The sequence below is a fragment of the Tepidiforma sp. genome (assembly GCF_034432735.1).
Taxonomy (GTDB): domain Bacteria; phylum Chloroflexota; class Dehalococcoidia; order Tepidiformales; family Tepidiformaceae; genus Tepidiforma.
On sequence record NZ_DAOUBJ010000020.1, the window covers coordinates 1 to 19,967 of the forward strand.

General features: G+C 70.3%; 20 protein-coding genes and 1 tRNA gene. 12 read left to right on the plus strand and 9 right to left on the minus strand.

All coding sequences use genetic code 11. The features are described from left to right. The 3 genes from VAE53_RS01470 to VAE53_RS01480 form a co-directional block, all read left to right on the plus strand. A partial coding sequence (locus tag VAE53_RS01470; RefSeq protein ID WP_322817583.1) for an MBOAT family O-acyltransferase occupies positions 1-1,056 on the plus strand: 1,056 nt, incomplete at its 5' end. Positions 1,057-1,089: 33 nt separating this feature from the next. After that, positions 1,090-2,139: a DUF459 domain-containing protein gene (locus VAE53_RS01475; protein WP_322817584.1), complete on the plus strand. Its 1,050-nt coding sequence runs from the start codon at positions 1,090-1,092 to the stop codon at positions 2,137-2,139. Between the two features lie 53 nt (positions 2,140-2,192). Then, complete coding sequence (locus VAE53_RS01480; protein ID WP_322817585.1) at positions 2,193-3,392, plus strand: MFS transporter; 1,200 nt, start codon at positions 2,193-2,195, stop codon at positions 3,390-3,392. A 27-nt stretch (positions 3,393-3,419) separates the two neighbouring features. On the opposite strand, the gene VAE53_RS01485 is transcribed toward VAE53_RS01480, so the two are convergent. Further along, positions 3,420-3,893 carry a DinB family protein gene (locus tag VAE53_RS01485; RefSeq protein ID WP_322817586.1) on the minus strand — a complete coding sequence of 158 codons (474 nt, stop codon included), beginning with the start codon at positions 3,891-3,893 and terminating at the stop codon, positions 3,420-3,422. Positions 3,894-4,052: 159 nt separating this feature from the next. On the opposite strand from VAE53_RS01485, the gene VAE53_RS01490 reads away from it, so the two are divergent. After that, positions 4,053-4,709 carry a three-helix bundle dimerization domain-containing protein gene (locus tag VAE53_RS01490; RefSeq protein ID WP_322817587.1) on the plus strand — a complete coding sequence of 219 codons (657 nt, stop codon included), beginning with the start codon at positions 4,053-4,055 and terminating at the stop codon, positions 4,707-4,709. Positions 4,710-4,713: 4 nt separating this feature from the next. Here the strand turns inward: VAE53_RS01490 and VAE53_RS01495 are convergent, their stop codons facing one another. Further along, positions 4,714-5,466, minus strand: coding sequence for a 3-hydroxyacyl-CoA dehydrogenase family protein (locus tag VAE53_RS01495; RefSeq protein WP_322817588.1), 753 nt, complete (start codon positions 5,464-5,466; stop codon positions 4,714-4,716). Positions 5,467-5,675: 209 nt separating this feature from the next. Here VAE53_RS01495 and VAE53_RS01500 point away from each other — a divergent pair. From VAE53_RS01500 to VAE53_RS01515, 4 genes are all read left to right on the plus strand, one after another. Then, a tRNA-Pro gene (locus tag VAE53_RS01500) sits at positions 5,676-5,752 on the plus strand. Positions 5,753-5,897: 145 nt separating this feature from the next. Then, positions 5,898-6,770: a DUF4352 domain-containing protein gene (locus VAE53_RS01505; protein WP_322817589.1), complete on the plus strand. Its 873-nt coding sequence runs from the start codon at positions 5,898-5,900 to the stop codon at positions 6,768-6,770. A 59-nt stretch (positions 6,771-6,829) separates the two neighbouring features. Beyond that, positions 6,830-7,801: a D-glycerate dehydrogenase gene (locus VAE53_RS01510; RefSeq protein WP_322817590.1), complete on the plus strand. Its 972-nt coding sequence runs from the start codon at positions 6,830-6,832 to the stop codon at positions 7,799-7,801. Between the two features lie 12 nt (positions 7,802-7,813). Then, positions 7,814-8,599 (plus strand): aldolase/citrate lyase family protein, encoded by a 786-nt coding sequence (locus tag VAE53_RS01515; RefSeq protein ID WP_322817591.1) that lies wholly within the window; start codon positions 7,814-7,816, stop codon positions 8,597-8,599. Positions 8,600-8,612: 13 nt separating this feature from the next. Here VAE53_RS01515 and VAE53_RS01520 read toward each other — a convergent pair whose 3' ends face one another. Together VAE53_RS01520 and VAE53_RS01525 are read right to left on the minus strand one after the other, a co-directional pair. Beyond that, the gene (locus VAE53_RS01520; protein WP_322817592.1) at positions 8,613-9,635 is read right to left on the minus strand and encodes a PHB depolymerase family esterase; all 1,023 of its coding nucleotides are present in this window, start codon (positions 9,633-9,635) and stop codon (positions 8,613-8,615) included. A gap of 73 nt (positions 9,636-9,708) precedes the next feature. Beyond that, positions 9,709-10,191 (minus strand): NUDIX domain-containing protein, encoded by a 483-nt coding sequence (locus VAE53_RS01525; protein WP_322817593.1) that lies wholly within the window; start codon positions 10,189-10,191, stop codon positions 9,709-9,711. 62 nt (positions 10,192-10,253) lie between these two features. On the opposite strand from VAE53_RS01525, the gene VAE53_RS01530 reads away from it, so the two are divergent. Then, a complete protein-coding gene (locus tag VAE53_RS01530) occupies positions 10,254-11,120 on the plus strand; it encodes a universal stress protein (protein WP_322817594.1) in 867 nt (288 codons plus the stop codon). 9 nt (positions 11,121-11,129) lie between these two features. Here VAE53_RS01530 and VAE53_RS01535 read toward each other — a convergent pair whose 3' ends face one another. Then, complete coding sequence (locus tag VAE53_RS01535) at positions 11,130-11,711, minus strand: YfcE family phosphodiesterase (RefSeq protein ID WP_322817595.1); 582 nt, start codon at positions 11,709-11,711, stop codon at positions 11,130-11,132. Positions 11,712-11,742: 31 nt separating this feature from the next. Next, a complete protein-coding gene (locus tag VAE53_RS01540; protein WP_322817596.1) occupies positions 11,743-14,238 on the minus strand; it encodes a PAS domain S-box protein in 2,496 nt (831 codons plus the stop codon). A 173-nt stretch (positions 14,239-14,411) separates the two neighbouring features. Here VAE53_RS01540 and VAE53_RS01545 point away from each other — a divergent pair, with 173 nt between their 5' ends. Then, positions 14,412-15,785 (plus strand): HD domain-containing protein, encoded by a 1,374-nt coding sequence (locus VAE53_RS01545; RefSeq protein WP_322817597.1) that lies wholly within the window; start codon positions 14,412-14,414, stop codon positions 15,783-15,785. Here VAE53_RS01545 and VAE53_RS01550 read toward each other — a convergent pair. From VAE53_RS01550 to VAE53_RS01560, 3 genes are all read right to left on the minus strand, one after another. Next, positions 15,782-16,276, minus strand: a complete 495-nt coding sequence (locus VAE53_RS01550) for a hypothetical protein (RefSeq protein WP_322817598.1) — start codon at positions 16,274-16,276, stop codon at positions 15,782-15,784. The genes VAE53_RS01545 and VAE53_RS01550 overlap by 4 nt on opposite strands. 175 nt (positions 16,277-16,451) lie before the next feature. Next, positions 16,452-16,790, minus strand: coding sequence for a P-II family nitrogen regulator (locus VAE53_RS01555; protein ID WP_322817599.1), 339 nt, complete (start codon positions 16,788-16,790; stop codon positions 16,452-16,454). Positions 16,791-16,861: 71 nt separating this feature from the next. After that, entirely contained in the window at positions 16,862-18,292 is a 1,431-nt protein-coding gene (locus VAE53_RS01560) for an ammonium transporter (RefSeq protein WP_322817600.1), read from the minus strand. A gap of 339 nt (positions 18,293-18,631) precedes the next feature. On the opposite strand from VAE53_RS01560, the gene VAE53_RS01565 reads away from it, so the two are divergent. Further along, positions 18,632-19,432 (plus strand): electron transfer flavoprotein subunit beta/FixA family protein, encoded by an 801-nt coding sequence (locus tag VAE53_RS01565; RefSeq protein WP_322817601.1) that lies wholly within the window; start codon positions 18,632-18,634, stop codon positions 19,430-19,432. A gap of 16 nt (positions 19,433-19,448) precedes the next feature. After that, positions 19,449-19,967: hypothetical protein (locus tag VAE53_RS01570; protein WP_322817602.1), on the plus strand; the 519-nt coding region annotated here is incomplete at its 3' end.

A 19,967-nucleotide genomic window follows, 5' to 3' on the forward strand; every position in this document is an offset into this window, starting at 1 on the left:
CTCCAGGTGACGTTGCCCATCGCGATCTCGTTCTTCACCTTTCACGCGATCAGCTACCTGGTGGATATCGCCCGCAGCCAAGCGGAGCCGATGTCGCCGCTCGATTTTGCCCTCTACCTCTCGTTCTTTCCCCACCTCGTGGCCGGGCCGATCGTGCGGGTCACCGAGTTCGCTCCGCAGATCCGCCAGCCGCTGCGCGAGCGCGTCATCGACGCGGCCCCCGCCTTCACGCTGATCGTCGGCGGGCTGTTCAAGAAGGTGGTGATCTCTACCTACCTCGCGGGCGAGATTGCCGACCCGGTCTTTGCCAGCCCGGCGACGCACAGCGCCCTCGAGAACCTGCTCGGCGTCTACGCCTACGCCATTCAGATTTTTGCCGACTTCAGCGGCTACACCGATATCGCGATCGGCTGCGCACTCCTCCTCGGCATCCAGTTCCCGCAGAACTTCGACCAGCCCTACCGGGCGTGGTCGCTGCAGGACTTCTGGCGGCGCTGGCACATGACGCTCTCGCGCTGGCTGCGCGATTACCTCTACATTCCGCTCGGCGGCAACCGGGGCTCGAAGTGGTTCACCTACCGCAACCTCTTCCTGACGATGCTGCTCGGCGGGCTCTGGCACGGCGCGGCTTGGACGTTCGTCGCGTGGGGTGGCATCCACGGTGGCTGGCTCGTCCTCGAACGGGAAGTCCGCGCTCGTAATCGGTGGTTCCACGGCACGGCGGCGAAGGTGGCCGGCTGGGCCGTCACCTTCCACGTCGTGTGTTTCGCCTGGATCTTCTTCCGCGCGGAGACGTTCGGGGCGGCCTGGGGGGTGATCACCCGCATCGCCACCGGCTGGGGCGAGCCCTCGCCCGCCGTGACGCCGCTCCTGGTCGTGGTGATCGCTGGTGCCGTCGCCGCCCAGTTCTTGCCGCGCGAACTCGTTCGTCGGTTCGAGCTGACGTTTTCTGAACTCGCGCCTGCCGCGCAGGCGGCTATGCTGGCGGTGGCGCTCGTGCTCATCGACGCGCTCGGCCCCGAGGGCGTTGCGCCGTTCATCTACTTCCAGTTCTGAGGCCCGCGCCGGGCCGCGGAGGTGCCCCGTCCGATGGCTGATGCGACCCGCCCCGGCCCCCGCCAGCGGCTCGGTGCTCGGCCGCGCCGCGTCTTCGGGGTGATGGTCGGCGGCATGTTGCTCGCCGTGCTCCTGAATGCCCCCGCCCTCGAGCAGGGCGCAGCGTCGATGCCCTACGGCCGCGAACGGGATTTCTGGCTGGCCATCTGGAAGCCGTTCGCCACGGTCAGCCGGCTGCTCTTCCTCGACGAGCCGCGCAACCTCCTCGATCGTGCGCTCGGGCACTCCGATTCGGACTTGTTCGAGCTACCCGCGAGCCCCGATGACGTTCCCCCGCCCGGCGAGCCGCCCCCGGCCGGCCATACCGCCACCCCTGGCAAGGGGACGCCCGCGCCGAACCCGACGCCCACGCCCCAGCCCCGTCCTCGCCTCCGCACGCCGACGGCAGCGGAGCCGCTGCGCGTCTGGATGGGCGGCGACTCGATGGCCAAAGTCCTCGGGGAGGCGCTCGTTCGCCAAGCCTCGGAGACGGGGCTCGTGACGGTCACGCACGACCCGCAGCTCTCCAGCGGCCTCACCCGGCCGGACTTCTTCGACTGGCCCGGCCATTTCGATCAGCTCGTTCGTTCCGGGGGCTACGAGGTGTTCGTCGTGATGTTCGGGGCGAACGATTCTCAGGGCATCAAGACCCCCGATGGCCAGATCTTCCAGCCGGGCGAGCCAGGGTGGTCGGCCGAATACCGCCGTCGGGTCGCCGGCGTGATGGATCTCCTCGGTGGGGGCAACCGCCTCGTGCTCTGGGTGGGCCAGCCGATCATGCGGAGCGCGGAGTTCAGCCAGCGGATGGCCGAATTGAACGCCATCTACCGCGAGGAGGCTGCGAAGCGCCCCTGGGTACAGTTCATCGACCTTTGGCCGCTCTTCCAATCGCCCTCCGGTGGCTACGCGGTGTACCTGGCGGACGACGACGGGGTGGTGAAGGAGATGCGCCATCCGGATGGTGTCCACCTCGTGCGGGCCGGGGGTGAACGAGCGGCGCGGGCGATCATGGCCGTCGTCCGGGCGGAGGCGGGCATCCCCTGAGGCGCCGCGAAGAGGTTCGTCCGTTCGCCGCCGACCGCGTAGGCTCGGAGCAGATGGATGGCGGCCTCCCGCCCGGCTTTGGGAGCTATCCGCTGCCCCTCGCGCTCGCGATCCTGCTCGTGCAGGCGGCGCTCGGCATCGTCCTTTTCGCCGTCTTTCAGGAGTGGGTGCCCCGCGAGCTCGGCACCTCCGATGCCTGGGGCGGCTACCTTCTGGGCGCCTATGGTGCGGCCCGCTTCCTCCTCGAAACGCCGACGGGCGCCATCGCCGACCGGGTCGAGCGGCGCGCCGGGCTCCTGCTCGGCTTCCTCCTGATGCTCCCGGCGATCGGCCTGATGTTCGCGGTTCGCGCGGCAGGCGCCTATCTCGCCTTCTCCGCGCTGCTCGGCGCTGCCACCGCTTTCCTCTGGCCGGCGACCTATGCCATCGCGGCCGACCTCTACCCGATCGATCGCCGCGGCAAGGTCATCGGCTTTCTCAACCTTGCCCAGCTTGCCGGCTTCGGCGTGGGGGCGCTGGCTGGCGCCTTCCTGGTGGATCACGCGGGCGGGCGGGAGCTCTTCGGTGGAGCAGCGGGGGCGGTTGCGCTCGCCTTCGTTGCCGCGCTCCTCGGCATCCCGAGCTATCGTGGTGGCTCGCTCTTTCGGGCCGTCGCGGGCCCGCCGCGGCCGCCGCTGCGCGAGCTGCTCCACCGCCGGGTCGCCGCCCTGAGCGGGCTCATCCTCCTCGCGAGCATCGCCCTCGCCATGCTCGTCCCGGCGATCCGGCCCTACGGCGAAACGGTGCTCGGCGTCTCCTTTTCGCGCCTCACGTTGGCCCTGGTGCCGGCGGTTGCGGTCGGCGCGCTCCTCTACGTCCCGGCGGGCCACATGGCCGACCGATTCGGACGCTGGAAGCCCTTCGCGGCGGGGCAGCTCTGCCTGGTGGCTGGGCTGCTCGTCCTGGCGGCCACGTCCAGCCTGCCAGTGGCGATGGCGGCGGCGGTGCTCGTGTTCGCCGGCAACGTGCTCACGGTCCCAGCTTGGAACGCGGCGGTGATGGACCTGGCGCCCGAATCGCACCGGGGGACGCTCATCGGGCTTTCGGTGGCGCTGAGTGGGCTCGCGCTCGCTTTCGGACCGGCCATCGGGGGCACCGTCACAGCCCGCTGGGGCGCGCAAGCTGCCTTTCTCGGCGCTGCGGCGCTCGCCTCCCTGGCGTCGCTGGCTGCCTGGCGATACGCCCGGCGCCCGCCCGCGAGCCCATCCCGCTGAGCGAGCGGGCGGGGGCGCCGCGCACCCTCACCGCGGCAGATCCTCTACCCGCAGGCCGAAGAGTGGCGGCGGTTCGGCGCCGAGGGCAGCGAGGTAGGAGCAGAGCTGGCTTCGGTGGTGCACTTCGTGTTCGACGAGCCCACCGAGCACCCGCTTCCACGCGGGGAAGGGGTCGCCAGCCAGGTTGCCAATCACTCGCTCGAGGTCGGCGGTGGCGAGGACGGCGACCGTCTTCTTGCCGCTGCGCAGGCACTGCGCGCGGAGGCGAGCCGCTGTGAGTCCCGGTGGCGGCTCGTGCCCCGGGTAGCGCAGTTCGCCGCCGGCGATCGCCTCGAGGTTCATGCGCCGGGCGGCCACGATGTGCAAGGCCAGCTCGGCCACGGAGTACTCGCCCGGTGCTGGCCGCCACGGCAGGTGTCGGTCTTCGAGCCGTTCGAAGGCTTCGAACGTCCGCGCCTGGACGTTCACCACGTACTTCACGAGGTCGTCGCGCGTGATCACCGCCGTCATGGTACGACAGGCGCGCGGCGTCGCTGCCCGCTAACTTCCGGTTAACCGAGCCGTGGGAGTCTGGCGCTTCGAGGTGCCGGCCACGGGCGCAGCATGCGTGCGGTGCTCGCGACGCCGCACCGAGGTCACCACGCTCAGGAGCCGACGTCGATGGGCGCACCCCAGCTGAACCCTGCCGAAGAGGCCGAACTTCGCCAGCACATCGCGCGCGAGGTCGAAGCGCTCGCCCACGAGTTCGCTGGGATTTTCTCGGTGGAGACGATCGCGCGGTACGTCGACGAATCGTTCGAGGCGGTGCGAAGGCGCGCGCGGGTGCTCGACTTCGTGCCTGTCTTCGTCCACCGCTACACCCGCGAGCGGCTGCGGGCGCTCGCCCAGGCGGAGGGGCTCTCGCCGAAAGACCGGCCCGAAGTCCTCTACGTCTGCGTTCACAACGCCGGCCGCTCGCAGGTGGCCGCAGCGCTCACCGCCCACCTGAGCGGGGGCGCCGTCAACGTCCGCTCGGCCGGTTCCGACCCTGCGGACCAGATCAATCCGGCGGTCGTGGCGATCCTGAACGAACGGGGGATCGACCTTGCGGAGGCGTTTCCCAAGCCGCTGAGCGACGAGGTAGTCCGGGCCGCCGACGTCGTGATCACGATGGGCTGCGGCGATGCCTGCCCGATCTACCCCGGGAAGCGGTACCTCGATTGGGATGTGGCGGATCCCGCGGGCCAGCCGCGCGAAGTCGTCGAGCGGATCGTCGCCGATATCGAAGGGCGGGTGCGGCAGCTGCTCGCCGAGTTGCAGGTGCCCATCGCCGGCTAGCGGGCTACCACTCCTTGCCGATGCCGCCGCGGCCGCCGAAGAAGCCGGAGGGCCAGTTGCGCCCCGTGATCATCGCCCGGTCGACATCTTCGCGGGTGGCGATTCCCGCCTCGACGATCGCTCGCGCCTCGCGCGCGGCGGCAGCGAAGACGCGATTCAGGATGAAGCCGTACGTCCCCGGCGTGTCCCGCACGAGCGAGACCTCCTTCCCGGCGGCCTCGGCCAGCCGCCGCGCCGTCTCGATCACCTCGGGGCTGTTCTGCGGGGTCCAGACCACCTCGCACATCCGCATGACGCTCACGGGATTCGAGAAGTGCATCCCCAGGAAGCGCTCTTTGCGCCCCGCGGAGACGTCGCGCGCCAGCTCCTGAATGCAGAAACCGCTCGTGTTCGACGCGAAGATGGCGTCCGGATCGATGACCTCGTCGAGTTCCGCGAAGACCTTCTGTTTCAGTTCGAGGTTCTCGGGGATCGCCTCGATGATCACGTCGCAGTCGGCGAGGGGGGCGAGTTCGGTGGTGTAACGGATGCGCGCCATCGCGGCCAGGGCATCGTCGAAGGCGAGCTTGCCGCGCTCGACCGCCCGCTTGACGCCCCACTTTCCATCCTCGATGGCGTGGCGGGTTCTGGCGATCGCCGCCTCGTCGATATCGCGGACCACCACCTCGTAGCCGGCGACGGCGAACACCTGGGCGATGCCGCCGCCCATCACCCCGCCGCCAAGGCAGCCGATCGTTTTCACATCCTCGAACTTCATCGCGTGCCAACCTCCTGGGCCGAACGCCCTTCGCAATTCGTGACCGCGAAGGTACACGCTTCGCCAACCTGCCGGAAGCGGCTCGGCGTCGAGCGAGCCAGAAGGTCCGACACGGACGCCCCCGGAGGAGTGGCGGCGACGAGCGCTGCCGAGGCCGTGGCCCAACCGCCTACCTCCAACCACTATTCGCTGGTATGCTGGGGCGTGCCCGGGGTGTAGCTCAGCCTGGAAGAGCGCTGCGTTCGGGTCGCAGAGGCCACAGGTTCAAATCCTGTCACCCCGACCACTCCTCCCTCCCCTCGCTCCGTGGCAGGGCGCGAACGAGCCACCTTCGCGAGCGGGCGCCGGCGGGGGGCTGCGACGCCCGATGGTTGCCGGCCGAACCAATGTTTCGGTGCTACACTCCGCCCGATTTCACCCGGGGGTAGCCCATGCTGCGCTTCCGCTTGCTCCCTTTGGCGCTGTTCGGGGCGATCGTGGTCGCCTTCGCGGGCTGCGGCGACGATGGGGATGCCCGAACCGAAGCGGGGCTTCGCAAGGCCGCCGAGTCGTCCGCCCGCGCGCTCCTGGAAGGTGACTTCGAAACCGCGTACCGCGCCGTCGCCAAGGAGTGCCGCGATCAGGTCAGTCTCGACCAGTTTTCCACGCAAGCACGCCAGGCCTTCACGATCGTCGAGGCGTTCTTCGGTGTGAAGATGAAGGACTTCGAGGTCGAGGGCGTCGAGATCCGCAACTTCACGCCCGACGGCGCCGACGTGGCCATCGACCTGCGCGCACCCAAAGGGCAGGCGGAGATGGGCGGGCAGGCCGAATTCCAACCGTGGAAGTGGGAGAGCGGCCGCTGGGTGCTCGCCGATTGCAGCGGGCTGCTCGGCGACATGGGCGGCGGGGGGCCATCGGCGACGGGCACTGCCGTTCCGCTCGGTTCGGGGCCGCGGCTCGGCGAGTCCGTCGAGGCGGGCGACGCGATCGTGACCGTGCACACCGTCGAAGACCCGGCCCGCATCGATGCGCCGGCGGAGGAGGGCAAGCGGTTCATCGCCTTCGATGTGAGCGTGGAGGCGGCCAAGCGGTCGGTGACCGTGAACAGCTTCAACTTTAGCGTGCAATCGCAGGATGGGTACGTGTTCGATCCCGCCTTTTTCGGCCGGGAGCCTGCGCTGGGCTCGACGGAGCTGCAGCAGGGGCGGCGGGTGCGTGGATGGGTCAGCTTCGAGGTGCCGAAAGACGCTCGCATCGTGGCGCTCTACGCCAACCTCGGCTTCGTCGGCCCGGATACGCTCGTCCTCGACCTGACGCGCTGAGGGACGACGGGGGTAGCACGGGGTAGCAGCGATTGCGGCGACGGAGTAGCCTTTCGCCGATGTCGAAGCCGCTCGCCGTCATCGCCATCGACCTCCCGGCCGGGCTCCTCGAAGACCTCCGCCGGAGCGTCCATCCACTCGTGACGGGTGGCGACCCGGCAGCCGTGGCCGAGGCGCTCCCACGGGCCGAGGGGATCCTCTGCAGCGCGCTCTTCCCGTTGCCGGCCACCGTCCTCCAAACGGCGCCCAACCTGCGCGTCATCTCCAATTTCGGCGTGGGCTACAACAACGTCGACCTCGCAGCGGCCACGGCCCGGGGGATCGCCGTCTGCAACACCCCCGGCGTCCTCAGCGGCGCCGTCGCCGACCTCACGATGGCGCTGGTCCTGGCCATCGCCCGGCGCTTGTTCGCGAACGCCACCTACGCGCGGGGCGGCTGGGCGCGGCGCGAGCCTCCGCCGCCGCTCGGATGGGACCTGGCCGGCAAGGTGCTCGGCATCGTCGGCTTCGGGCGCATCGGGCAGGCGGTCGCCCAACGGGCCCGCGCCTTCGGCATGGAGGTGGTCTACCACGACCTTGTCAGTGCGCCGGTCGAAGGGCTCGAAGCGTGCGTTCCGCTCCCGCTCGACGAGCTGCTCGAGCGCGCCGACGTGGTCTCGCTCCATGTGAACCTCGACCCTTCGACCCACCACCTCATCGGCGCGCGCGAACTCGAACGGATGAAGCCCACCGCGTGGCTGATCAACACCTCGCGCGGGCAGGTGGTCGACCAGGCTGCACTCACCGCCGCCCTGCGCGAGGGGCGCATCGCCGGCGCCGCCCTCGACGTGCTCGACCCGGAACCGCCCGCCCCCGATGAGCCGCTCCTCGCCCTGGAAAACGTCATCGTCCTGCCACACATCGGGTCGGCCACCGTCGAAACCCGTGCGGCGATGCGCGACCTGGCCGTTCGCAATCTCGTTGCCGTGCTCACCGGGCGCACGCCCCCTTCGTGCGTGAACCCGGCTGTGCTCGCGGCGCGGACCAGATAGGGGAGCCCGCAGATGCGCGTGAACACCGTGAAGCAGCGCTGGGCCGCCGGCGAGGTGGCCTATGGCGGGTGGCTCTCCTTCGCCAATACCTTCACCGCCGAGGTGATGGCAAACCAAGGTTTCGATTGGCTCTGCATCGATATGCAGCATGGCGTCGTCGATTACCCGGCGGCGGTCGCCATGCTCCAGGTCATCGGCGGGACGCCCACGATCCCCTTCGTCCGCGTGCCGTGGAACGAACCGGGCATCATCGGCAAGGTGCTCGATGCCGGCGCGATGGGCGTCATCGTTCCGATGGTCAACAGCCCGGAGGAGGCGCGGGCCGCCGTGGGCGCCTGCCGCTACTATCCGGCGGGCTACCGCAGCTATGGCCCGACGCGGGCGGCCTACTACGCCGGGGCGGACTATTTTGCGGGCGCCAACCACGAAATCGCCTGCATCCCGATGATCGAGACCCGCCAGGCGCTGGAGCGACTCGACGAGATCCTCGCCGTCCCGGGTATCGATGCGGTCTACGTCGGGCCTGCCGATCTGAGCATCACGCTCGGGCTCCCGCCCCGGATGGACAACGAGGGGCCATTCGAGGAGGCGCGCCTGCGCATCGCCGGGGCCTGCCGCGAACGTGGCATCGTCGCGGGCATCCACGCCAATGCGGCCCTTGCCGCCAAGCACGCCGCCGCCGGCTACCAGATGATCACCGTCTCGGGGGATGTCGGCGCCCTCGCCACGCAGGCCGCCGCCGACCTCCGCCAGGCTCGGGGCGCCGGCCCAGCCTCCGGCCGTCCGGTCTACGGCTAGGCCGGTTGCCGACCTAGGGCCGCAGCGGGTGTTCGACGAAGAACGCCCACATCACCTCGCTCGCGCTGATCGACGTGGTCGTCTTGCCGAGCCGAGGCACGGCCACGGCGCCCGGCCAGGTGTGGCCGCCGCCTTCGATCCGGTAGTGCACGACCGGTGCCGTGCAGTCCTGGTACTCCACCGCGACGACGTCGTCGGCGACGCGCGTCTCGACCGGTTCTCCAGCGCTGCAGCCGTTGCGGTCGGCCCAGGCGCGGAGCACGCTCGCCACCCCGGCGAACGGCGTGCCGGTGAAGACGCCCGCCTGGATGGGGCCGGGCTGGTAGGGGACGACGGCATCGCCCGTGCCGTGGAAGACGATCATCGGGACCGCGCGGCTCCCACACGCTGGCCCCGGGGAGGATTCGCCCGCGACCGGTGCGATCGCCGCCACGAGGTCGCCCGCCCGGCAGGCGAGCGTTGTCGACATGAACCCACCGTTCGACATGCCGGTGGCGTAGACGCGCGCCGGGTCGAGGCAGAGCTCCTGGCCGAGCGTTGCTACGAGGTCGCGGACGAACTGGATGTCGTCGAGCCCCGCCGTCAGGAGCCACGCGTTGTCCAGCCCGTTCGGGCTCACGACGACGAACCCCTCCCGCTCGGCGATGGGCACCAGCCCGGCGTAGATGTGCTGTTGGGCGCCGTTGCTGCCGTAGCCGTGGAAATTGAGAACGAGCGCCATCGGCGCCGAGGCCGGCCCGGCAGCGGGCGGGACGTAGGCGAGATAGGTCCGCGTCCGGTTGGCGGACTGGATGACGCGGCTCACCGTCTCGCCCGGCTTCAGGTCGGCGGGAAGCGCGCGGCCGCAGCCGGGCGTGCCGCGCAGGGTGGGCTGCGGGCTGGGCGTGGGCGTCGGGCTCGGAGCTAGGGCCGAGGCCTCGCTCGGCGCGGTGGGCTCGGCGGTCGGTGCCGCATCGCCACCGCCGTCGCGGCAGCCCGCGAGGAAGGCGGCCGCCGCAAGCAGGGCGACCAGCGTCGCGAACCGAACGTGCTTCATGTTCGGTATCTTCGTCCGTGGGGCGTCGCTGCGAAAGGAGCACCGCGCTTCGCTGCGTGCCTTGCGGGCGAACCTAGCGGCCGATCTGCACCGGCTCGGGGGGCAGCCGCCCCGCCACGAGGGCGCCGAAGAGCTCGGCGAAGTTCGCCGGCACGAGCCGCTCTGGCCACTGCGCGAGCTCCTCGAGGGTGAACCAACGGAAGCCCCGCAGGAGGTCCCGCTCATCCGCGAGATGCCGGGAGGTGTCGACCTGGAAGGCGGGGCAGCGGACCAGGTAGTAGCGTTCGCGCTGGCGGATGAGCCGGTCGCCCCAGGGGAACGCCTGGTCGCGGACCCACACGCAGGGGCCGATCTCGACGGCCGCCAGGCCCGTCTCCTCGAAGAGCTCGCGGCGGAGGGCGTCGAGATCGTCTTCGCCCGGTTCGAGCCCGCCGCCGGGCGTGATCCAGAAGACGCGAGAAGGGTCGCGAGGGGCGTGGATGCGGAAGAGAAGCGTGCGCCCGCCCTCGTCGATGATGACGGCGCGGGCCGCCAACCGCGGCGCCAACTCCTCCATACCCCTAGCCTACCCGTCACTCACCGAACGCGGTACCGCCACGCGCCCTACAATCCCTCGACATGAACGTGCTCGTGACGACCGATGGCTCGGACCGCTCCCTCTGCATCCTGCCGCACGCGGCCCGCCTCGCGGCGGCGCTCGACGCGACCGTCATCCTCGGGCGGGTGCTCGACCCCCGGGCCGATGCCGCCGGGGTGGTCGCCGAGCGGCTCGAGGCCGCCGTCGCCGATGTCCGCGCCGCCTGGGAGGCTGTGCTGCGGGAGGCGCTGGCCGCGCGGGGTGTCGCCGGTGAGCCGCTCGTCATCGAACGGCGCTGGGGCGAGGATGTCCCGGCGGCCATTCTGCGGGCCGCCGCCGAGCGTGGTGCCGCGGTGATCGCCATCGAATCCCGCGGGGCCGGAGCGATCCGCCACGCGGTCTTCGGCAGCGTCGCCATGGGTGTCGTCGGCGCCGGCACGGTCCCCGTCATGACGCTCACCGATTGCCCGCCCGTACCGGCGGGAGAAGGCCCATACCACCTGCTGGTGACGACGGACGGCTCGCCCGATGCGCGGAGCGTCTTCCCGGCGATCGCGCCGCTCCTTTTGCCGGGCCGCTTCCGTGTCACGCTCTGCGAAGTCGCCGTCATCCGCGCGCAGGAAACGGAAGCGCAGGCCAAGGCGCGGACCTTGCCGGGGCTCGAAGCGCTTCGACCGCGCCTCCCGGCGGGGGTCGAGGTCGACTATCGCATCCCGGTCGTCCCGCCTGGGGCGGGGATCGACACGGCCATCATCGAAACGGCGGCCGCCGTCGGCGCCCACGCCATCGCCAGCGCCACCCACGGCCATAGCGCGCAGCGTCACCTCGTGGCGGGCAGCACCGCCCTCGGCGTGGTCCGGCGTGCTGGGCTGCCCGTCATCCTCGTCAAGAGCTCGCCCGTCGCCTGAGCCGGTCGCTCACCACGGGCGCTTCCATCGCTTCCAATCGAACGGCTCGATGCCGTCGTCGGTGATCTGCCAGATGGTGGCCTCCGCCCGGCCGCCGCTGATTTCGAGGAAGCCGATCGTGCCGTACTGGGTCTCGAGGTTGTGCGGATACGTCGGCGAACCCGGATTCACGCAAAGGATGCCGCCGATCGTGTCGATCGCCTCGACGTGGGTATCTCCGTAGACGAGGACGTCGAGAGCGGTGGTCCCGAAGTAGCGCTTCAGCGCCCGCTCGAGCGTCAGGTGGGGCGGATACTCAGGGATGGGGACGTCGTGCACGAGCCCGACCTTCAACCCATCGAATTCGAGCAGCCAGGATTCGCGCAGGCGGGGGTGACCAGGCTGGATGGGCCGGCCACCCGAGCCATCTTCGCCGTTTCCGCGCGCTGCCCACGTCGGTGCGATGTCGTGGAGCTGGTCGATCACGACGAGGTCGTGGATGTCGCCCGCGTGGAGGATGGCATCGACGCCGCGGAAGGCATCGAAGACCTGCGGCCAGAGTTCGTAGCGGGCCTCGGGGATGTGGGTATCGGAGATCAGGCCGATGCGCATGGGCGAAGGGTAGCAGCCGTCCCGCCGGCGTTCAGCCGGTCGGCCCATCGCTCGCCGCGGGCAGCAGCAGGCGGAAGGTGCTCCCCCGGCCGGGGGTGCTCTCGGCCGAAAGCCAGCCGCCGTGTGCCCGGGCGATGGCGAGCGCGGTGGGCAGGCCGAGCCCCGAACCCCGCCCCACCGGCTTGGTCGTGAAGAAGGGGTCGAAGATCTTTTCGAGGATATCCGGCGGGATCCCGGTACCCGTATCGCGCACGGCGATGACGTGATAGGGGCCGCGGGGGAGCTCCGGTGGTGCCCACCGGCGGCGCGTGCCTAGCTCCGTGAGCGAACGGGTGACGGTGATCACGCCGCCCTCTGGCATCGCATCGCGGGCATTCACGAACAGGTTCACCAGCACCTGTTCGAGCGCGACCGCCGAACCGAGGACGCGCGCCTGGCCGCGCCCCCGGCGCACGATCAACCGTACGCGCGGCTCGACCATTGGGCGGGCGAGGGCGGCCGCCTCGGCGATGAGGGCATCCAGGTCTACCAGCTCGGCCCGTTCGACCTCCGGCCGGCCGAAGGCGAGCAGCCGCCGGACGAGTTCGGCGCCGCGCTCGGCCGCGTGGCGGGCGTCGTCGGCGAGTTCCTGCAGGGTCCGGTCGGGCGGGAGTGCCTGACGAAGGAGGTAGAGGTTGCCGAGCACGGCCGTGAGGAGGTTGTTGAAATCGTGGGCGACGCCGCCGGCGAGCACGCCGAGGCTCTCGAGCTTCTGCGCCTGCCGCACCAAAAGTTCCAGCCGCTCGCGATCGAGCTCGGCCTCCTTTCGGCGGCTGATATCGAGGATGGTGCCGGCTACCCGGAGCGGCACCCCGCTTGGCCCCCGTTCGATCACGCGGCCCCGCGTCAGCGCCCAGCCGATGGTGCCCCCGGGGGCCACGTACCGGTGCTCGATCTCCAGCCGCTCCGTCTCCCCGCGGGCGTGCGCTTCGAAGGCGGCGCGGACAGCCGCACGGTCGAGCGGATGGACACACTCCAGCCACCGTGCGACGGGCGCCCGCCCCTCGGGCATGCCAGCGGCGCCGCCCGCGAATCCGAAGAAGGTGTCGTCGCGCAGGTCCCATTCCCAGAGCGTCAGCTCCGAGCGGTCCAGCGCGGCGGCCAACCGGGCCTCTTCTTCGCGCCGTTGGCGTTCCGAACGGACCGCTTCGATGAGCGTCGCGCAGGTGGTCAGGAGGGGGCGGAGGAAGGCGATGGCCGCCTCGCTGTAGCCGCCGGGGCGATTCGCGAGCCCGACCATCCCCACGAGCTCGCCGCGGCTCTCGATGGGCACGCCGAGGTAGTGGCGGAGGGGCGGGTGGCCGGGGGGCGTGCCACCGGCGCGCGGGTCGCTCGCGACCTCGTTCGCGATGACGGGTTCGCCGGTGCGGAGGGTGTGCCCGAAGAGCGTTCCGAAGTTGTCGAAGACGTAATCGTTCGCGAGGTAGGGCTGCGCAAACTCGGCGAACTCCGATACGGCCGAGATCACGAGCCCGTGCATCACCAGGTAGGGGGTGCCATCGGGCCGCCGCAGCACCTCTCCGATGAAGCCGTACTCGCTCTCCGTGAGTTCGATGAGGAGCTCGAGCAGCGCACGGAAAACGTCGGAGGCGTCGCCCTCGCGGATGAAGTCGCTCTGCGCGCGGGTGAGCGCGGCGAGCAGCCGGTTCGTTCGCTCCAGCTCCTGGCGCGTGCGCAGCGTTTCGCTGACGTCGCGCGCGATGCCGCCGATGGCGACGACCGTGCCGTCGGCGTTGCGAACGGGGAAGAGGGCGAGTTCCGCATCGAAGACGGTACCATCGCGCCGCCGGCGTTTGGTGACGAGGTGGAGCGCCTCGCCCTGCGCGACGCGGGTGGTGAGCTCGGCGACCTCCCCCTCCGCCCCTGGTGGCGCGAGGACATCCGCCGTGCGGCCGATCATCTCGGCGGCCGTCCAGCCGTAGAGCCGCTCGGCACCGGCATTCCAGCTCAGGATGCGACCGTCGAGGTCGCGGCTGACGATCGCATCCTGGGCCGAGGCGACGATGGCGGCGAGGCGGGCATGCTCGCTTTCGCGCGCGGCACGCTCGCTGACGTCGCGGAAGAGCAGGCGCACCCCGGTCGGGACGCCCCGCTCGTCGAGGATGTAGGAGCCTTGCACCTCGGCCGGGAAGGGGCCGCCGTCCTTGCGGATGGCGATGACGCGATGGAGCTGTTGGCCGGGCCGGCGCTCGTAGGGCTGACCGCGCCGCGTCGATGCCGCGAGGTCGCGCTCGAGGATGGCCCCGAGCCGCTCCCAGCTCTCCCGGTCGACGAGTTGCGGGCCGTAGACGCCGGCGAGGAGGTCCTCGAGCGTGTAGCCGAGGAGCACTTCGGCGAGGCGGTTGAGGTAGGCCACCCGAGTCGAGGGAAGCTCCAATTCGATGAGCCCCTCGGGGAGGTGGTAGCGGAACTGCTCGTACTCGAAGGCGAGCGCGGCGAGGCGCTGCTGGGAATCGGGAGCGCTGCCTACGGAAGTGACATCCGTCACGCGAATCCTGCCCGGGCCCTGCCGGGTTGTCCCCCCCGTAGCTGGCGCGCCGGGGCCCATGGCGGCCTGTACGTAGCGTAGCGCCCCGACGGGCAGGCCCGCACTCAGGGTTTTCCCCGATGTGGCCCACGTTCGACAGCCCCGGCCCGTGCCGCGGACAATCGGCCTCGGAGATGGTCACGCACGAAGCGCTTCGCGAGGCTTTTCGCCGCCGCGGCCGCCAACTCTGGTTGGTGGGTGGGGCGCTCCGCGACCGCCTCCTCGGGATCGCTTCGCACGATATCGACTACGCGACCGATGCCCTCCCCGACGAAATCGAGGAGATCGCGCGTGGGCTCGGCGCGCGCGTCTCCACCGTCGGCAAGCGATTCGGCACCGTCGGTGTCCTCGTCGATGGCGACTGGGTGGAGATCACCACCTTCCGCGGCGATAGCTACCGTGACGGCAGCCGCTGGCCGGAGGTGACCTTCGGGCGGAGCATCGAGGAGGACCTCGCCCGGCGCGATTTCACCATCACGGCCTTCGCGGAAAACGCCCACACGGGCGAGTGGCTCGACCGCTACGGCGGCGAAGCCGACCTGCGCGCCGGGATCGTTCGGGCCGTCGGCGAGCCGGCTGCGCGCTTCCGCGAGGACCCCTTGCGCATCCTGCGCGGCGTGCGGTTCGTGAGCCAGCTCGGCTTCCGGTTGGACCCGGCGACGGCAGCCGGGATGCGGGCGACGGCGCCCCTCATCGCCACCCTCTCGCAGGAGCGGGTGACGGCCGAGCTCGACAAGCTGCTCCAAGGGAAGGCCCCCGCAGCCGGGCTGGAGGCCCTGCGCGAGGTGGGCGCCCTGCCCGTCGCCTTGCCCGAGCTCGTCCCGATGGTGGGCTGCGAGCAGAACCGCTTTCACCGCTTCGACGTGTGGGGGCACAGCCTGGCGACCGTCGCTGCCATCGCCACCACCCCGGAGACGCACCGCCTGCGCCGCTGGGCTGCGCTCCTGCACGATCTCGGCAAGCCGGCTGTTCGCCACCGGAAGCCGAACGGCGAGTGGGGCTTCTATCGGCACGAAGTCGTCGGCGCCGAGCTGGCCGAGGCGCTGCTCGAACGGCTCCGCTTCGGCCGCGCCGATGCCCACGTCGTGGTGCTCCTCGTCCGGCGGCACATGGAGCGCCCCGAGCCGAGCGACCGGCGCGCCGTCCGGCGGTTCATGGCGAAGCTCGGCGGCCACTGGCGCGACCTCCTCGCGCTGAAGCGGGCCGACAACGCCAGCCACACCTACGACGACGCTCCCTACCACGACGCCCTCGAGCAGGCCTGCGAACGCGCCGAAGCGGAGGAGGCGGAGGCGATCCGTGGGGAGAGCCCGCTCACGGGCGACGACCTGGTGCGGATGTTCGATAGGCCACCCGGCCCGTGGGTGGGCGTCGTCAAGCGGCAGCTCGGAGCGATGGTGCTCGATGGGGAGCTCGCCCCGGGCGATCGCGAGGGCGCCGCACGGATCGCCCGCCGGCTCATGGGGCGGGAGGAGCCGCCGCCCAGAGAAAGGCGCCGGCCCGGTTAGCGGCCCCGCCGGGTGGGCGGCTCGGCATCGCTCGAGCGGTCCCGTTCGTAGGCGCCGAGGAGCGAGAGAAGGAGGTCTTCGACCCGGGCCCTGGACCACTGCCCGTTGCGGCGCTCCGGGCCGGCCGCGACGCTCGCTCCGCGCGGGCCGCCCGTCGTCATCGTGACGGCGATGTGCCACCGCTCGGCCGGCGTGCGGCTTCGTTCGACGAGGGCGAAGGCGAGGGTGTAATCGCGGGCGAGGTTGACGGTGAAGGCCGTGGCCTCGTCGCCGGCCGGGAGCGGGCTCACCTGGACGGCGAGGCTGGGGCCATAGACGGCGTGGATCTCGGCGGCGGCCTCGCTGGCCCAGGCGTGGAGGGTGCGCAGGAGCTCGAGCTGGGAGGCGCGGTCGTGGGCGCCGGCGATGCCCCGGAGCGCTCGTCGCTCCGCCCACGCCGTGCGCAGCTGCTCCACCCGCCGCCGGAACGGCTCGAACGTCAGCGCTGGCACCGCGTCGCCTCCCCTCCCCGCGTCCGCATCGTCAGGGCCTGCATCGTCCCCCGATTCTGGCCCGCCCCCGTTTCGTGCAATTTGCGCGGATGTTACGGGCGCGTTTCCCCAGCTCGGCACGAAGCGGCCGGGCGATGCCAGCATCGCCCGGCCGCAGGGGGCATTCCGGACCCGCTCAGACGGCGGCGGAACCCCGTTCGTTCGTCCGCACGCGGATCACGTCGAGGACGTCGGAGACGAAGATCTTCCCATCGCCGATTTCACCGGTGCGGGCGTTTTCGACGATGGCGTTGACGACGCGGTCGAGGTCTTGGTCGTTCACCACCACGAGGACCCACGCCTTGGAGAGGTACTCGACCTTGTACTCGCGGCCGCGCCACTGCTCGGTGATGCCGCGCTGCTTGCCGTGGCCCTTCACCTCGGCGACCGTCATGCCGCCGTAGCCAAGCTCCTCGAGCGCCTCGCGGACGAAGGGGAGCCGAGAGGGCCGGATGATCGCGTCGATGCGCTTCATAGTGTCTGCCTACCTCCTGGGAGTGGCCGCGGGGCGGGCACCGCCGGCCCCGCGGAGAGCTTAGCTCGCCATTAGCTGCCCGGGCTGAAGATGCCGGGGCCCGTTGGGCCGAAGTCGGGGTACGAATCGAGCCCGTGTTCGAACAGGTCGAGCCCCTTCTCCTCCTCCTCCGCCGAGACGCGGAGGCCGATGGTGACCTTGATGGCGAAGAAGAGGATGAACGCGGTCACGACCACCCAGGCGATGATGGCGGCAGCGCCGATGAGCTGCGCAGCGAACTGCTCGAACCCGCCGCCGAGGAGCAAGCCGTATTTCGATGGGTCGCTATAGTTGGCCTGCGTGAGGCCCGTCTCGCTCGAGAAGAGACCGACGGCGAGGACGCCCCAGAGGCCGCCGGCGCCGTGGACCGGGAAGGCACCGACCGGGTCGTCGATTTTCACGGCATCGAGGAGCAGGATGGCGCCATACATCACCAGGGAGGCGATGGCCCCGATGACGACGGCCGCCCACGGGTCGACGGTGGCACAGCCCGCCGTGATGCCGACGAGGCCAGCGAGGACTCCGTTGATGAGGAGGCCGGGGTCGTAGCGGGTCGTGAGAATCCTCGAGTACAGGATGGCCGCTACGCCGCCGGCACAGGCGGCCAACGTGGTGTTGACGGCCACCTTGGCGGCGAGCTCGTAGGCACCGCCCGTGAGGGCCAGCGTCGAGCCCGGGTTGAAGCCGTACCAGCCGAACCAGAGGATGAACATCCCCAAGGAGGCGATGCTGATGTTGTGGCCGGGGATGGCGTTTACCTGCTTACCAGGGCCGTACTTGCCGAGGCGCGGTCCCAGGAGCGCCGCACCCACGAGCCCGGCCCAGCCGCCCACCATGTGGACGACGCCCGAGCCCGCGAAGTCGATGTAGCCGCTCGCGAGGAACGGGTCCTCGTTGAAGGCCGACATCCAGCCGTTCACATCCCAGGCCCAGTGAACGACGACCGGGTAGATGAACCCGCTGATGACGACGGTATAGATCAGGTAGGCGCTGAATTTCAGCCGCTCGGCGAGCGAGCCTGCCACGATCGTGGCCGCGGCCGCCGCGAAGGCGTACTGGAAGAACCACCCAGCGAACCCGGCGTAATCGTTGAAGAAAAAGCTGCCCCAGCCGATGAAGCCGTTGGCCGAATCGGATGTGCCGTAGGCGAGCCCGTAGCCGATGGCCCAGAAGAGGAGACCGCCGACGCAGGCATCGATCATGTTCTTCATGAGGATGTTCGCCGTGTTCTTGGAGCGGACGAAGCCGCCCGTGAGCATGGCGAAGCCCGCCTGCATGAAGAAGACCAACGAGCCGGCCACGAGCAGCCAGGCCGCATTCAGCGCCGAGATGAGGTCGGCCACCTGCTCCTCGGCCGTGGGCTCCTGAGCGGCGGCCGCGGAAATCGCCGCCATCGCCAGGAGCGCGCCGCCGAGCATGCCGAGCGGCCGGTGCAACCTGCGCAGCCATGTGCGCTTCTCCATTCGCATGAACCCCCGTTCGTTCCGGTGCGCTGTGACACCTCGAATGTCCGGCGAGCGGTACCCGGGGCCCCGCGGGCTCCCCTCGCCGGTTGACGGCAACGGTAGGTGGGTGGGGTTTCTCGCCCATTTCAGCGCCGTTTCGAACAGATGACCGAACGATGACGTTCATGTTTCTGCCCGGAGGCCCTGCTGGCTGACCGACCAGCGTTGGTGCGATATTTCACAATCTTTTCGCGTGTGGTACATTGCACCGGGTTTGCCCCCAATTCACTGCAGGAATCGCCCCGGCCCGCTCCCCCGCACGAGGTCCGGCAACGCGCAGGAGGCAAGGAACGCCGCGTGAACATCGTCGTCTGTGTCAAGCAAATCCCCGATCCCGAGACGCCGGCCGCATCGTTCAAGGTCGATGAGGCCGCCAAGAAGGTGATCCCCGCCCAGGGCATCGCTCCGGTCGTCAACCCGTACGACCCGCAAGCCACCGAGGCGGCCCTCCGGCTGAAGGAAGCAGCCGGCAGCGGCAAAGTCACCGTCATCAGCCTCGGCCCGGAATCGGCCCGCGATGCGATCAAGCACGCCCTCGCCATGGGTGCCGATGAGGGCATCCTCCTCACCGGGCCGGAATTCGAGGATATCGATAACTTCCAGACCGCGAAGGCGCTGGTCGCGGCCATCCAGAAGCTCGGTGGCGCCGATTTGGTCCTCACCGGGCGCGCCGCCGCCGACTGGGACATGGGCGTCGTTCCCCTCGGCATCGCCCAGCTCCTCGGTGTCCCGGCCGTCACCGTCGCCAAGGCGATCGAGAAGGTCGATGGCGGCCTGAAGGTCGAGCGCGTGCTCGAGGATGGCTTCCAGACGGTCGAGACGCCCTTGCCCGCGGTCGTCTCGGTATCGAACGAGTTCGGCGAGCCACGTTACCCACAGCTTCGCCAGATCATGCTCGCCGCCAAGAAGACCGTGCAGGTCTGGAACGCGAACGACCTCGGCATTGCGGGCGAGATGGGCAAGGAGAATCGCGTCCTCGAGCTCGAAGCGCTCTACGTGCCGCGCGTCGAAAACGTGGTGGAGATCATCGAAGGCGAGACGCCCGAAGAGAAGGCCCGCAACCTCGTCCAGAAGCTTCGGGCCGCCAAGCTGATCTAAAGGAGGAGCACGCACCATGGCAGGAATCCTGGTCATCGCAGAAGCCAACGAAGGGGCGCTGGCCCCGATCTCGGGCGAGCTCCTTGGCGCTGCCCGCAAACTCGCCGGCGAAGGCGCTGGCAGCGTCACCGCCTTCGTCGCCGGCAACGAAGCGCTCGGCAAGGAGCTCATCGCCCTTGGCGCCGATGCCGCCATCGTCGCGACCAATCCCGCCCTCGCGGGTGCCCTCGCCGAGGTCTACCTACCGGCCGTCCAGGCCGCGCTCCAGCAGTCCGGCGCCGACATCGTGCTGATGGGCCAGACGGCGCTGGGCCGCGACCTCGGCCCCCTGCTCGCCTTCGCCCACGGCACGGCCGTCTCGATGGAGACCGTCGACGTCAGCTACGACGGCAAGGTACACGCCATCCGCTCCTGCTACGGCGGCAACGCGCGCGCCGTCGTCTCCTTCCGGAACGCCCCAGCCGTCGTCACCCTCAAAGCGAAGTCGTTCGATGCGCCCGAGCCGGATGCCTCCCGCAGCGGCAGCGTGACTACC